This is a genomic window from Domibacillus iocasae, assembly GCF_001750285.1.
Lineage (GTDB): Bacteria > Bacillota > Bacilli > Bacillales > Domibacillaceae > Domibacillus > Domibacillus iocasae.
Map to the genome: position 1 here is coordinate 37,496 of NZ_MAMP01000002.1, position 14,009 is coordinate 51,504.

Consider the following 14,009-nt stretch of genomic DNA (forward strand, 5'->3'; position numbering starts at 1 on the left):
AGCCGTCTCTGTTTACTCTTTGACTTCATCTCTTTCAATGTACTTATTTGCCAAAAGGAGCCCAAGCTCCCAGTCATCTAAGCCGTAATTGTTGCTGTAAATCGTTAAGCCTTTCATTCCCTGCTCACGAAATGCTTCTATTGCTTTTTTCAGAATTCCGCATAATTCTAATCCGCCAACAACAATCGATTCTTCATCTTAATCGATTGAAACCGTTACCATAAATAAGATCATTCCTTTACTCAAAATACATTCCCCTCCTTTATTCGTTTCGTTATGTAAGAGTTTACATTCTAATTTTCTATAAGTAAAATACTTATAGAGAAGCCTCCATGTCAGCGCTATTGTTCTCCCGGGGGATATTTGCAGATGCTCAATGAAAAGACCGCTTTTTCATCGTAAAAAGCGGTCCGGTTTCTACTTTTCATATTGTTCGTAAAGCCCATCAAGCACTTGATCAACGACATTTTGAATTTCACTTGCAAAGTTAATGAAAATGAACTGCATTGCTTCTGCTTCCTCCATAAACCGCTCACCGTCTGCTCCGTGTACGCTGAAAAATGGGACGTTAAAATAAACGTCAATTTCTTCATTTCCGTCCCCTTCATTAAAGCCTTTGACGATAAAATAAATATCCAGGTCCCCAACATGTTCCTGCTCCCGGTCTTTAAAACTGACCGTCATCCGGTACGTGCTGTTGTGCTGTCCCTGTTCGATGGCTGTTTCGATCGCATCTTTTTCTACAACTGGTTTAATTCCGCTCGCTGAAAGCATTTTTATCCATCCTCATTTCTTTTTTGAATAACCGCTTCCTGTTTTTGATCGACTGTGATTAACAGGTCCACCAAACCTATAAACAGCCCATTTTCCACAATGCCTGGGATTAGATTAAGGTTCAGTTCCAGCTTCTCAGGTGACGATATCGCCGCAAAATCACAATCAAAAATATAGTTACCATTATCTGTAACAAATGGTTTTCCTTCGTTCATCCGCAGTTTTGGCACTCCTCCGATAGACTGTATTTTCTTCCCGGTCAATGGATACCCGAAAATTTCGACTTCAACCGGGATAGGGAACCGACCGAGTTGTTTTACCATTTTAGAAGAGTCCGCAACGATGATAAATTCCTGAGCAGAAGAAGCGATGATTTTCTCCCGGAGCAAAGCCCCTCCCCCACCTTTGATTAGATTGAATGCAGCATCGACTTCATCGGCACCATCGATGGCCACATCAATGACATCAATATCGGCCAGATTCACAAGCGGAATGCCGCATTCCTTCGCCAGCTGTTCCGTTTGAATCGATGTCGCGACCGCTGTAATGGATAGGCCATCTTTGACTCGTTCACCGATTTTTTTAATCGTATAGAGTACAGTCGATCCCGTCCCAAGTCCAACAACCATGCCATCTTTAACAAACTCTGCTGCTTTTTCCCCGGCGACCTGCTTCTCGTTTTTCATCGCCCAATCAATTCCAGACTGAAATCACCTACTGCCCCTTCTTCATACAAGTTGGTCACAGACGTGGAGTATGCATGAATTGTCGCGGGAAAGTCTAGATTTTTTTCCGGTACCTTCACCTGAAAATCCATTTCATAAAGAAGCGTTGTAATATCATGATACGCTTCATTGGTCACTTTAAATTGAAGCTTAATTTTCGGTACAGATTTGCCTGTTTCTTTATGGATGATCGTTTCTTCATGGTAATCTGTTACCTGGATCGGTGTATCATTTAGAATAACGGTTTGCACCATTTTCATTCAGCTCCATTCTTTTATTTGTTTTAGAGCAATTATATCTTTATTTTCTCATACATCAATTATTTTAACCTGCAAAAATAAACCGGAGACCTCTTAAGATCTCCAGCTTTCTGGTTAAGTTATGCTTCAACGGCTGGCGGCCAGCGCTGCCGCAAATCTGGCAATGCCTTCATTGATCACATCCGTCTCTTCCCGGCCAAATGTGAACCGGATATATCCTTTTTGTGAACCAAAGACACTGCCCGGTACAAATGAAACGCCGCGCTTCATTGATTCTTCGAGCAGCTGCTGCTCATTGACAGGCTGTTTTAATCGGCACCAAACATGAATGCCGCCTTCAGGGACAAAATAGTCAACGTCCTTTTTTAAAAAGCGATCAAAACTTGCAACAATCGCATCACGCCGCTCTTTTAATTCTTTGCGGATCATGTGAATATGGTTGTTAAATGATGCAGATTTTAAAAATTCATTGGCGGCCCATTGCGGGAAAATACTATGCCCGAAATCCACCTGCTGTTTTGCATCAGCCAGTCGTTCAATGACATTGGACGGACCGATGACCCAGCCGATCCGAAGTCCTGAAGCGATGATTTTTGACAGCGAACTTATGTACAAAACATTTCCGTTTTCGTCCATTGATTTAAGCATGCTGCTTACTTCTCCATTAAATGACGTCAGAGAATATGGGTCATCTTCAATAATTGGTATCCCAAGATTTGATGAAATTTCAAGCATTCGTTTTCTGCGGACCAGGCTCATTTTCACTCCAGTCGGATTTTGATAGTCCGGATTTAAAAACAGCATGCGAATACGGTGCTTTTTATGGAATTCGATTACATCATCCGGATTGACGCCATCCTCATCGACCGGCAAAAGCAGTGTCTTTAAGCCGGCAGACTGAAAGACCGGCAGTGAATAGCAGTACGATGGATCTTCAATAGCGATCGTGTCACCCGGTTTCAGCAGGCATTGAATAATAAGATGCAGCGCCTGCTGGGCACCGGACGTAATCAAAATCGAATCCGCTGACACATGAATATTTTTATATTGATGCACATGTTTCGTAATGGTTTCCCGCAGCGCCTCGTTTCCATGCGGATGATCATAGCCGAGATGATCCAAAAACGGTATATCCGCCATGATCGATTGAAACTGTTTATGCGGTAAAAGAGCGGGTGCGAGTTCACCGCTTGATAAATTAATGACGTGCTGATTTTGGTTTTCGCTTCGAATACGCTGCACAAGCGGCAAATTCGGCAAAAAGGAGCCATCTTCCATGTAACGGCCCCAATTCGGTATGCGCTTATGTGAAATGCCCCAAATATCGGTGCTGACGCGCGTGCCGCTCCCTTTTCTCCGCTCAACAATTCCGAGCGATTGCAGTTCATCGTATGCTGCTACAATTGTGCTTCGGTTAACGCCTAGCTCTTTTGCCAGCAGCCGTTCCGACGGCAGCACGCTTTCCGGCGAAAACAGACCGGTGGAAATTCCATTTTCAATGTAATCTGCAATTTGCTTATACACCGCTTTTTTCGCGGTCCGATCAGGCTTCCACTCCATTTTCATCACCTTCTTTTACGATGTAGCCGCCACGATAAACCACACTGTGCCAACCGCAAGCAGAAAAAACGTAATAACATAAATAATGGTTAAATTCATCGTGTTCCGCTTCGTCGACTCTCCGTATTTTGTATCCTCACTTTTCATGACAAACAGCGTACCAGCCACCGCGCAGAGCAGTATAAGCACCACAAGCCCAATTACAAAATTCATCCAGGTCCCCTCCAATTCCTCATTATTTCCTCATCCTTTAATCATAAAAAAGATCCTTAAAAAAGGACCATCCAATTCCACTCTATTTTACTCATCCAATCAAAAAAACCCTCTCCTTTATCTTAACAGGAAAGGGTTCTTGAAATATTACAGATTTCCGAACTGTGCTTCGTGCAGGCGGCGGTAATGGCCGTTTTGCTCCAACAGCTCATAGTGGCTGCCCTGCTCTTCAATGCCTGAGGGCGTCACAACAATAATCCGGTCCGCGTGCTTAATCGTTGCCAGCCTATGGGCAATAACAAGCGTTGTCCGTCCAACGGAAAGCTCTGCCAGCGCCTGTTGAATGGCAAGCTCTGTTTCCGTATCAAGTGCGGACGTTGCTTCATCTAAAATAAGAATCGGTGGATTTTTGAGGAAAATACGCGCAATGGCAAGACGCTGCTTTTGCCCACCGGACAGCTTTACACCGCGCTCGCCAATAACTGTTTCAAGTCCATCTGGAAGAGCCGCGACAAATTCCTCAAGACGCGCGCGCTTTAATGCGTCCATAATGGCTTCATCCGATGCGCCGAGATCACCGTATAAAATATTTTCCCGAATCGTTCCCGAAAAAAGGAATACATCCTGTTGAACGATACCGATCTGGCGTCTGAGAGAAGCAAGTGTCATATTTTTTGTATCGATTCCGTCAATCGAAATATAGCCTTCGTCTGCATCATAAAAACGCGGCAGCAGACTGCACATCGTCGTTTTTCCAGCACCGGACGGTCCAACAAACGCTACCGTTTCGCCCGAACGTATCGACAGGCTGATATTTTTCAGCACCGGTTTTTTTCCCTCATATCCGAATGTAACGTTATTGTAGCGAATATTGCCCTGCACGGCATTCACTTCAATTGCATCCGGGGAATCCGCCACATCCGGCTCTGTATGAAGAAGCTCTATATACCGCTTAAAGCCCGCGATGCCTTTCGGGTAGCTTTCAATAATCGCATTGATTTTTTCAATCGGTCTGAAGAAAATATTCGACAGCAAAATAAATCCGACGAATTCACCGTACGTCAGCTCGCCCTGCATGACAAAATAGGTGCCGCAAATAAGGACAAAAAGGGTAACAACCCGCATAAGCATATAACTGATCGACATATTCTGTGCCATGATTTTGTAAGAGACAAGCTTCGTCAAACGGAATCTTCCATTGTTTTCTTCAAACTGCTGTTTTTCATGCGTTTCATTGGCGAATGCCTGTACAACGCGAATGCCGCCCATGCTGTCTTCAATGCGGGCATTAAAGTCTGCAATATCACCGAATAAACGGTGAAACGCGCCGGTCATTTTTTTATTAAAGAACACCGCCAGCCATAAAATGCCCGGCACAATAATAAACGTTAAAACAGCCAGCTGCCAGTTGATTGTCATCATAATGGCAAATGCACCTGTTAAAGTCATGGCTGCGATAAATAAATCTTCGGGTCCATGGTGCGCCATCTCGCCGATTTCCATTAAATCGCTTGTCATCCGTGATATAAGATGCCCCGTTTTTGTATTGTCAAAAAAACGAAATGACAGCTTTTGCACGTGGGCAAATAACTTGCTGCGCATGTCGGTCTCAATGTTAATGCCCAGCATATGCCCCCAGTAGGTTACAACATACTGCAAGCCGGCATTGACCACGTAAATGAGCAATAGACCAATACTTGCGGCTAAAATTAAGTTCCAGTTTCCCTCTGGTAAAAGGGTATCAATAAAATAATTTACAACGAGCGGGAAAGCGAGTTCTAGCAGCCCGGCTAACACCGCGCAAAAAAAGTCCAGGAAAAAAAGCTTCTTATATGGACGGTAATAGGAAAAAAATTGCTTAATCAAACGGTCACCTGCTTCATTTATTCACGTTTAAAGCTATTCATTCACGCTCAATATAACTTGTTCACGCGTAACGTTCTTTACTCATGTTCAACCTCATTTACTTAAGCCGAGCACACTTTATTGGCTTCCTGCCAACACTAGTTCCGGCGCTTTCACTAAATCATACGTTAAACAAACCGGTTTTCCTGAGCGCGGATCACGAACGATTTCCGCATCAATTTGAAAAACGTCGTGCAAGTTCTCTTTCGTCATCACGGCTTCAGGTGTTCCCTCGCAAACGATATCGCCATTTCTCATCGCAACAAGGTAATCAGCGAAGCGGGCCGCATGGTTTAAATCATGCAGCACCATCACAATCGTCCGTCCTTCACGCTCATTTAATTCCTGTAGTAATTCCAACACTTCGAGCTGGTGCGCTAAATCCAAATACGTCGTCGGCTCATCCAGTAAAATTAAATCTGTTTCCTGGGCAAGTGCCATAGCGATCCAGACACGCTGACGCTGGCCGCCGGACAGCTCATCAATTTCGCGGTTGCGGAAATCAAAGGTTCCTGTCACCTGCATTGCCCACTCAATCACTTCTTTATCATGTGTATTTAATGTACCGAATCCTTTTTGATGAGGAAAACGCCCATAGGAAATAAGTTCATAAACTGTTAATCCGGACGGAGCCTCTGGCGTTTGCGGCAAAATCGCCATCTGTTTGGCAATTTCTTTCGTAGACAGCCGCTGGATATCGGCACCATTTAAATAAATCGCCCCGCTTTTTTGACTCAGCAGGCGCGCCATGGTTTTTAATAATGTAGATTTTCCACAGCCATTCGGGCCAATGATCGTTGTCACCTGCCCGGCTGGAATATCAACCGTCAAATCTTCAACAATTGTCGCCGTTCCGTATCCAATATTTACATGTTCCGCTCGTAATTTGCTCATTTTTTCCACCTCGTTCACATTTTTCATCTATAGCCAATCATTGCAATTGATAATCAGTTTCAATTAAAATTTACCATAAATTTGCCGCTCATGTCCATACTTTTTATTAGAAAAGCGTAAGCGTACGCTCTGGTCTGCCAGAAGCTGAACACTGTTTAAAAAATAAATACATACTTTCCTTTTTACGAGAAAAAGACGATACTGGCTTATTATAAGTTAACGCTGATCTATTTCTGATTGCGCCGAAAAAACCTATTTTCCGGTGCTAAAGTCTATTATCCCGGCTTTATTCTTTTTATTCCAGCATTCCTTCTCTGATTCCGGCTTTCAGGAAGGGAGAATCATAAAAAGGCTGTCCCTAAAATCCAGATGTACCTGATTTTGGGGACAGTCTTAAAGTTTAGACAATTTCAGAAAGCGGGCATTTGCCAACAGCTTACAGCTTTGAACGAGGTCAAGGCATTATTTCTTTGATCCATTGCTCCAGCAAAAAAGGCAGCTGTTCAAAAGCATGTTTCATATAAAGGCGTTCGGTCCGTTTATGAGCGTCTTTTCCGAACGGTCCTATATTTATCACAGGTGCCCGCAGGGCAGCCATTTCCGCAAATGGGACGGAATACACGTCCTTCCAGACCGGTGTGTTCCGCTCAAACGACTGCCATCCTCTTCCCTCTCCACCTCCATTCACATAGCTTAAATCACAAATGCCGTTAAAATAATGAACACGTTCAATCGGCATCTCATATTCTTTTTGGGCAAGTTCTGTAAAAAAAGTGACGGTTTTTTCCACTAAATCATCTCCGGATGAATTGACAGCCGGATAAAAAGGCGGGGCAAATAATAAAATAATCGCCGGGGTGAGTTCCTGTGACTGGAGGATTAGTTTATCCGCAATCCGGAATGATTTCTCGCGGTCATCCCACTCTTCATTTGCATAAACCTCTGCTTTCATTTCTTCTACAAACGCTTCGCCAAATTTTTCGAGGGAGTGGCGCAGCAGCTCTTCATAACGAAGGACGCGTACTTCTCCGACAGCCTGCACACGGTTCGCCCGGCAGACAGCCTGGTAGGCTTTACTGCACTCTTCCGCCGCTATTTTGGCTGTTTGTTCAAATGTGTCCATAATGTCCTGAGGTGTCTGCTTCATCGTAAAAACGTTGTACAGCGCAGAGGAACGATATGGTGTTTGTGTTGAATATTCAAGGCGGAGGTCTTTTTGCTGCAGCGTGACCGGCAGCGGCGTCGTTTCGCCGAGCACCGTTTCCTGAAATAACGGGTTCCATTCCATTTTCCTCGTTAAAAAAGAAGCGATGTAAGGAGACGTCAGTCCATTAAACGGCTCACCCGCATGTGTTTCCCTTCCATAAAACAGGGCACCCGGCATAATTTTGCCGATCGTACCGGAGTAAACTTTGCAGGCTGTATCCCCCGGTTTTTGTGTAAACACCGGCTCGCTGTTCAAAAACAGGTTAAATGTAAGGCTAAATTCGTTTTGCATCTCCAGCAGCTTCGGTACAGCAGCGCGCATCCCGGCTGAATTGACTTCTTCGTCGGGAACCGTTAAAAGAAGCAAGTTAACCGGCCACTTTTCCACGCTTGCTTTTTCAAGCAGCTGCATATGAAGGGCCAGCCCCATTTTCATATCCATCGTGCCGCGCCCGAATAAATAAAGGCCTGACTGCAAGTCTTCAAGCGCATCTTCCGGCAAATCGTTCGGCTGCTCCAGCCAATACGCCGTCAGCTCTTCCGGCTGTGTTGCAAGCGGCTCAAGCTCCCCGTATTCCTCTGTACTGACTGTATCAAAATGACTGATTAAACAAATAGTTTTCAGCGCATCCGGATGTTTGTAAAGCGCCGTCACGAATTTCCGGCGCGTGTCGGCAGCATGAAGTGATAAGTGCATTGGGTTTTTCCGGAAGTAGTCCAGCTGCAAAAGCTTTGATTGAAGCTTCATGGGAAACTGCCGCTCACCTTCTGTCTGCGTCATACTTTTCCAGCTGACGAGCTCACCGAGCAGTGCGCGAAGCTTCTCAGGTGAATCCCATAATAATGTGGGCATGGCGGTCATTTCCTTTCAATTAAAATGTAAAAAAGAATATCTTTTTATTGTGAGACATTCTTTCTGAAAATTCAATTTTTATTTAATCACGTCATATTTATGAAAATAAAAAAGCCGGCGGCTGCTTCACCGGCCCTGTTTTATGCAAAAACTTTTTTAATTTTTTGGATCGCCCAATCTAATTCTTCTTTTGAAATGATTAAAGGCGGGGCAAAACGGATAACGGTTTCGTGCGTTTCCTTACACAAAACACCCTCTCGTTTCAACTTTTCGCAATACGGGCGGGCAGGCTCTTTCAGTTCGACACCGATAAACAAACCTCGGCCGCGTACTTCTTTAATAGAAGCATGGTTCATCTCCGCCAGCTTTTCTTTAAAATAGGTGCCTAGTTGGAGCGATCGGCTAGCAAGCTGTTCTTCTGCAATTACTTGAAGAGAAGCAAGCGAGACGGCGCACGCAAGCGGGTTTCCACCAAATGTCGATCCGTGCGATCCTGGATTAAAGACTCCTAATATCTCTTTATCCGCCACAACACATGAAATCGGAAATACTCCGCCGCCAAGTGCTTTGCCGAGAATCAGCATATCGGGATTCACATTTTCCCATTCGCAGGCAAACAACTTGCCGGTACGGGCAAGACCCACTTGAATTTCATCGGCAATAAATAATACATTCTGTTTTTGGCAAAGCATCGATGCAGCTTTTAAAAAGCCTTCCGGTGGAATAACAATACCTGCTTCGCCTTGAATCGGTTCAACCAAAAAGGCGGCTGTATTTGGTGTGATGGCCGATTCCAGCGCTTCAATATCACCATATTGAATAAGCTTAATGCCCGGAAGCATCGGACCGAATCCGCGCTTATATTCTGCTTCTGATGACAGCGAGACAGCCGTCATTGTCCGGCCGTGGAAATTACCGGCACAAGCGATGATTTCTGCTTGATTTTCTGCCACTCCTTTTACATCATATGCCCAGCGGCGGGCTGCTTTGACCGCCGTTTCCACTGCTTCTGCGCCTGTACTCATCGGCAGGGCCATTTCTTTGCCGGTCAATTCGCAAATCTTTTCATACCACGGGCCAAGCTGGTCGTTATGAAACGCACGTGACGTCAGCGTGATCCGGTCAGCCTGATCTTTTAATGCCTGAATAATTTTCGGATGGCGATGTCCCTGGTTGACGGCTGAATAAGCACTCAGCATGTCCATGTACCAGTTACCTTCCGGATCTTTCACCCATACGCCTTCTCCTTCTGATACAACGATCGGCAGCGGATGATAGTTATGTGCCCCGAATTGTTCAATTTGCTCAATGATTTTTTTGGATGTGTTCATTGGTGCTGTCACCCCGTCTTCCTCTTTTTTTCATTAAACCATTTCACAACATGGGTTTCTCCTGTTCGTCTTTATGTGCCATCAAAATCTCTCTCTGCCGCAAAATAAATGTCGTCACAAAGCGATGTGCAAAAAGAATGCTCTTTATGAATATGATATGGAACAAGCAGGTTTCGGGATTCGTGTGATTTAATAAAAAGGAAAAATTAGTTGAAATACAGCAGGTTAAAGCAATGATAACCACATTGTTTTAAACATGACTTACCTACGATTTATTTTAGCATTTCCAGTACAGTAAAACTGTTCGGGTCAAGCCAGCAAAGTATTCACTACCACTTGAATACTTTGGTATATTTTTAACATGAATAACATTTTATAAATATTCAAATTCATGTCCACTTGAATCATTTGATTTTGTATGTCTTTAATTAAAGAGCGAATCATTGAGAATACAAGGGGGCTTTTTTATGAAAAAGAAACAAGTATCAATCATTGGTGTGCCAATGGATTTAGGACAAACACGCCGCGGGGTCGACATGGGACCAAGCGCTATTCGCTATGGGGGATTGTATGAACGGCTGACCGATCTTGGATATACAGTGCACGACAAAGGGGACATTACCGTTGACATCCTTGAAAACGCAGAGCAATCGGGCACAAGCAACTTAAAAAACTTAGAGTCTGTCACTGAAGCGAGTGAATGTTTAGCAAAAAAAATCGAACAAATCATTACAGACGGCCATTTCCCGCTCGTATTGGGCGGTGATCACAGCATCGCGCTTGGAACGCTTGCCGGCGTGGCGAAAAAACATAAAAACCTCGGCGTTATCTGGTATGACGCGCACGGTGACTTAAATACACCCGATACATCTCCTTCCGGTAATATTCACGGCATGCCGCTTGCTGCCAGTATTGGAATCGGTCATTCCGCTTTAATAAACATCGGCGGCTTTTCACCGAAAGTAAAGCCGGAACATGTTGTCATTATCGGGGCACGCGATCTCGATGCCGGAGAGCGTAAACTCATTAAAGAAAAAGGCATAAAAGTATATACAATGCACGAAATCGACCGCCTTGGCATGTCGGCGGTGATGAGAAAAACGATTGATTATTTGCGCGAGCGGACCGAATTTGTCCACCTTTCACTGGATCTTGACGGATTGGACCCGACAGAAGCACCAGGTGTCGGTACACCGGTCGCAGGCGGCCTCAGCTACCGGGAAAGCCATTTGGCGATGGAAATGCTTGAAGAATCGAGTATTATTACATCCGCCGAGTTTGTGGAAGTGAACCCGATTTTAGACGAGAAAAATAAAACAGGTGCTGCTGCTGTTGCACTGATCGCTTCCCTGCTTGGCGAAAAACTGCTTTAAAAGCCGCACAAATTTGTGCGGCTTTACTTTTTCAAGTGGAATGGCAGGTCTATGGAATAGCTGAATTTACGCTTCATCATTATTTCTCCTTCGCCTGCTCAGCATAATGAGGAATAGCTCTACATGATGTAAAGCTATCCAATATCTCTTTTTTAATCATTTTATTTCTTCAAATGATAAGGTACTGTTGTGACAACGACATTTCTCCGATAAAGTAAAAATGCCCGAATCAGTAAACTGGATTGGTTGTGAAGAAAGTTGTGCCAGCCTTTTTTCGGAATAAACTGCGGGATAAGTACCGTCACCCGATAGTTCGATTCGTTTGCTTTATGTTCCACTGTATCCACAAATTTTGTTAATGGCTGGATAATGCTTCGATAATGCGAATGCAATGTCACAAGTCGAACATCAGGCTGCCATTGCTTCCATTTTTCTTCAAACTTTCTTTCGTCCCCTCTTTCAAAAGCGACGTAAACAGCAATAATCCGTTCTGGGTTCAAGGATTTCGCATAGTTTAGTGAATTTTCTACCACATGGGTAATACCAGAAACCGGCACAACAATCACGTTTCCTTCAATCGGTGTAGAAGGCTCACACGTTGTAATCCGCAGCTGGTCGCCTACTGCTTCATAATGCTTTCTGATTCGGTGAAAGATATAAATGATGATCGGCAAGAACACCAAAACAGACCAAACTTGTGCAAATTTAGTTAAAAAAAAGACAATGGTCACGATAAAGCTAATCAGGGCACCGGTTGAATTAATGATTAACTTCGTTACCCATCCTTTTGGTTTTTCACGAATCCATTTCACTATCATGCCCGTCTGGGACAGCGTAAACGGGATAAATACACCAACAGCATACAGTGGAATCAACTGTTCCGTATGTCCTTTAAAAGCAATGATCAGAAGGATGGAAGCAAGCCCTAGCGCGATAATTCCATTGGAGTATCCTAGACGGTCACCTCTAAATGTAAACATTCTTGGGATAAACTTATCATTCGCCAGGTTAACCGCCAGCAAAGGAAACGCAGAATATCCTGTATTGGCAGCGAGAATTAAAATTAACGCTGTCGTTCCCTGAATAAAGAAATACATAAAATTCCGGCCAAATGTTTCTTCCGCAATTTGTGAAACAACGGTTACTTCCGCTAGAGGTGTAATGCCGTAATAATAGGCGAGATAAACAATGCCGGAAAACAATAAAGCAAGCAGGGTCCCCATCGCGGCCAGTGTTTTAGCCGCATTATTAGGAGCTGGATCTTTAAAGTTTGGAATCGCATTGGAAATAGCTTCAACACCTGTTAAAGCCGAACTTCCGGATGCAAAGGCTCTTAAGAGTATAAATAAGCTGATTCCCGCTATCGGTGTGCCGACTGGTGTATGCAATTCAGGTGGAACCTCACCCGTTACAATGTTGTACAGCCCTACACCAATCAAAATGAATAATGCTAAAACAAATAAATAGACCGGATAAGCCAAAACAGAAGCCGACTCGGTTACCCCCCGCAGATTCAACAGGGTTAATAGGACGACAAATACAACGGCAATGCTGACGTTATGGTCATGTAATTCCGGAAAAGCGGATGTAATCGCGTCTGTACCCGCAGATACACTGACGGCTACCGTTAAAATATAGTCCACCAGCAAGGACCCCCCCGCGATCAGGCCTGGATTTGTACCGAGATTTGTCTTTGAAACCACATATGCGCCACCGCCATGTGGATATGCAAAAATAATTTGCCGGTACGATAAAATAAGGGCTGTTAGCAGAATCAGTACACCGACTGCAATCGGGATAGAATACCAAAACGCTGCAGCACTCACGGTAATGAGAACAATTAATATCTGCTCCGGGCCATAGGCAACGGATGATAAAGCGTCGGAAGAAAGAATGGCTAACGCTTTCTTTTTGTTTAATTTCTGTTCCCCTAGGGCATCTGATTTTAACGGCCGTCCAATTAAAAATCGTTTTATCGAAGACAACACTAATTTTCACCGTCCAATAGTTTATTTGTATAATCCCCTGTTCATGAAAGCCTACTCAATCACATCAAAACCCTTTTTTAAAAAATAAAAAAGACCAATGACGTTTTTTCCACACAAAAACAAGGAAAGATTTTTCCTGTTTTGCTAGAGAAAAAGACATCATTGGTCTACGTAACGCCCAGCAAGCATCTCTGCTCTCTTTGCGTTCAGTCTTCCAAGCTGTTTTTCTAAAGATAGGCACAATAAAAAGACCTGCTTTTTTGCTCAAGCTGCTTTTTTTCGCCGCAGTATACTGCCACAAAAAAAAGCCCCCTGAATAAAGGCGGTCTTTAGACCTCCTTCGCTTTAGCCGACGAAGTTAGCTGACGGGCAGGATGGCGAAAGAGTTGCTCTCATCCTTTCTACTTAAACTGTAGAATTAGCCCCAAAAAATTGGTTCCTCCGTTCCCGCTGACGGGACTAGGCCGAGGTATATAGTTGTTGATGAAGTTATTCTACTCTGCTTATTTTTTTAAGTCAACACTATTTTATTCAGCAGCGAATAATTTTTCCAAATTGCGGTCCATAATAAATATTTCGATGTGCTCGCCTGTTTTTGTGCTCATATCGCTATGACTGGAAATCACTTTACAATTTGTATGCTTTTCAACAATTTCTTCAAATTGAGCACTGTACATTTCCCGCAGTACCTGGCGCATTTCTTTCACTAGCTTCCTTCCGTCTTGGTGGCCGGCTAAATGCTTTTCTTCCACTGTCATGACTCCTTTGAAACGGGCGATGACCATATCCTGGACAATATGCGTTTTTGTTTCCTGCGGGCCCCGTCCAATCAATTCACGCTGTAATTTAATGAACGCCTCACTCAGTTCTGCTTCAAGCTTTCTTTTCTGTCCCGCCACTGCTGCTCCCTCCATTTGCGAAAATCAA

Annotated in this window: 14 protein-coding genes and 1 riboswitch; of the genes, 1 reads left to right on the forward strand and 13 read right to left on the reverse strand. The window is 44.0% G+C overall.

Translation table 11 applies throughout. The features are described 5' to 3' along the window. Window positions 1-12 precede the first annotated feature (12 nt). From BA724_RS18220 to BA724_RS01530, 10 genes are all read right to left on the reverse strand, one after another. The gene (locus tag BA724_RS18220; protein ID WP_141719843.1) at window positions 13-186 is read right to left on the reverse strand and encodes a CoA-transferase; all 174 of its coding nucleotides are present in this window, start codon (window positions 184-186) and stop codon (window positions 13-15) included. A gap of 231 nt (window positions 187-417) precedes the next feature. Then, on the reverse strand, window positions 418-774 hold the full coding sequence (locus tag BA724_RS01490) for a hypothetical protein (RefSeq protein WP_069936940.1): 357 nt from the start codon (window positions 772-774) through the stop codon (window positions 418-420). A gap of 2 nt (window positions 775-776) precedes the next feature. Beyond that, entirely contained in the window at window positions 777-1,460 is a 684-nt protein-coding gene (rpiA, locus tag BA724_RS01495) for a ribose-5-phosphate isomerase RpiA (RefSeq protein ID WP_069936941.1), read from the reverse strand. Then, on the reverse strand, window positions 1,457-1,753 hold the full coding sequence (locus tag BA724_RS01500; protein WP_069936942.1) for a DUF3219 family protein: 297 nt from the start codon (window positions 1,751-1,753) through the stop codon (window positions 1,457-1,459). The genes rpiA and BA724_RS01500 overlap by 4 nt, the downstream gene beginning before the upstream one ends. A 132-nt stretch (window positions 1,754-1,885) precedes the next feature. Next, entirely contained in the window at window positions 1,886-3,319 is a 1,434-nt protein-coding gene (pdxR, locus tag BA724_RS01505; protein WP_069936943.1) for a MocR-like pyridoxine biosynthesis transcription factor PdxR, read from the reverse strand. Window positions 3,320-3,334: 15 nt separating this feature from the next. After that, on the reverse strand, window positions 3,335-3,532 hold the full coding sequence (locus tag BA724_RS01510) for a hypothetical protein (protein WP_069936944.1): 198 nt from the start codon (window positions 3,530-3,532) through the stop codon (window positions 3,335-3,337). Between the two features lie 147 nt (window positions 3,533-3,679). Next, complete coding sequence (locus BA724_RS01515; protein WP_069936945.1) at window positions 3,680-5,398, reverse strand: ABC transporter ATP-binding protein; 1,719 nt, start codon at window positions 5,396-5,398, stop codon at window positions 3,680-3,682. A 117-nt stretch (window positions 5,399-5,515) separates the two neighbouring features. Then, window positions 5,516-6,331, reverse strand: a complete 816-nt coding sequence (locus BA724_RS01520; RefSeq protein WP_069936946.1) for an ABC transporter ATP-binding protein — start codon at window positions 6,329-6,331, stop codon at window positions 5,516-5,518. 454 nt (window positions 6,332-6,785) lie between these two features. Then, window positions 6,786-8,390, reverse strand: coding sequence for a M20/M25/M40 family metallo-hydrolase (locus BA724_RS01525; protein WP_069936947.1), 1,605 nt, complete (start codon window positions 8,388-8,390; stop codon window positions 6,786-6,788). A 140-nt stretch (window positions 8,391-8,530) separates the two neighbouring features. Next, window positions 8,531-9,721: an ornithine--oxo-acid transaminase gene (locus tag BA724_RS01530; RefSeq protein ID WP_069937016.1), complete on the reverse strand. Its 1,191-nt coding sequence runs from the start codon at window positions 9,719-9,721 to the stop codon at window positions 8,531-8,533. 467 nt (window positions 9,722-10,188) lie between these two features. Here BA724_RS01530 and rocF point away from each other — a divergent pair, with 467 nt between their 5' ends. After that, window positions 10,189-11,094: an arginase gene (gene rocF / locus BA724_RS01535; protein WP_069936948.1), complete on the forward strand. Its 906-nt coding sequence runs from the start codon at window positions 10,189-10,191 to the stop codon at window positions 11,092-11,094. A gap of 161 nt (window positions 11,095-11,255) precedes the next feature. On the opposite strand, the gene BA724_RS01540 is transcribed toward rocF, so the two are convergent. The 3 genes from BA724_RS01540 to BA724_RS01550 all read right to left on the reverse strand — a co-directional run bounded on the left by BA724_RS01540 (window position 11,256) and on the right by BA724_RS01550 (window position 13,981). After that, a complete protein-coding gene (locus BA724_RS01540) occupies window positions 11,256-13,082 on the reverse strand; it encodes an APC family permease (protein ID WP_069936949.1) in 1,827 nt (608 codons plus the stop codon). A gap of 64 nt (window positions 13,083-13,146) precedes the next feature. After that, window positions 13,147-13,383 carry a hypothetical protein gene (locus BA724_RS01545; protein ID WP_069936950.1) on the reverse strand — a complete coding sequence of 79 codons (237 nt, stop codon included), beginning with the start codon at window positions 13,381-13,383 and terminating at the stop codon, window positions 13,147-13,149. Window positions 13,384-13,414: 31 nt separating this feature from the next. Further along, a riboswitch (cyclic di-AMP (ydaO/yuaA leader) is annotated at window positions 13,415-13,558 on the reverse strand. 51 nt (window positions 13,559-13,609) lie between these two features. Next, the gene (locus BA724_RS01550; RefSeq protein WP_425388969.1) at window positions 13,610-13,981 is read right to left on the reverse strand and encodes a Na-translocating system protein MpsC family protein; all 372 of its coding nucleotides are present in this window, start codon (window positions 13,979-13,981) and stop codon (window positions 13,610-13,612) included. Between the last annotated feature and the right edge of the window lie 28 nt (window positions 13,982-14,009).

What these genes read in the sequence shown, in the direction of transcription:
- BA724_RS01520 (WP_069936946.1), bottom strand. Translation starts at nt 6,331, where the DNA reads ATGAGCAAATTACGAGCGGAACATGTAAATATTGGATACGGAACGGCG.
- BA724_RS01500 (WP_069936942.1), bottom strand. Translation starts at nt 1,753, where the DNA reads ATGGTGCAAACCGTTATTCTAAATGATACACCGATCCAGGTAACAGAT.
- BA724_RS01490 (WP_069936940.1), bottom strand. Translation starts at nt 774, where the DNA reads ATGCTTTCAGCGAGCGGAATTAAACCAGTTGTAGAAAAAGATGCGATC.
- BA724_RS01525 (WP_069936947.1), bottom strand. Translation starts at nt 8,390, where the DNA reads ATGCCCACATTATTATGGGATTCACCTGAGAAGCTTCGCGCACTGCTC.
- BA724_RS01510 (WP_069936944.1), bottom strand. Translation starts at nt 3,532, where the DNA reads ATGAATTTTGTAATTGGGCTTGTGGTGCTTATACTGCTCTGCGCGGTG.
- pdxR (WP_069936943.1), bottom strand. Translation starts at nt 3,319, where the DNA reads ATGGAGTGGAAGCCTGATCGGACCGCGAAAAAAGCGGTGTATAAGCAA.
- rpiA (WP_069936941.1), bottom strand. Translation starts at nt 1,460, where the DNA reads ATGAAAAACGAGAAGCAGGTCGCCGGGGAAAAAGCAGCAGAGTTTGTT.
- rocF (WP_069936948.1), top strand. Translation starts at nt 10,189, where the DNA reads ATGAAAAAGAAACAAGTATCAATCATTGGTGTGCCAATGGATTTAGGA.
- BA724_RS01530 (WP_069937016.1), bottom strand. Translation starts at nt 9,721, where the DNA reads ATGAACACATCCAAAAAAATCATTGAGCAAATTGAACAATTCGGGGCA.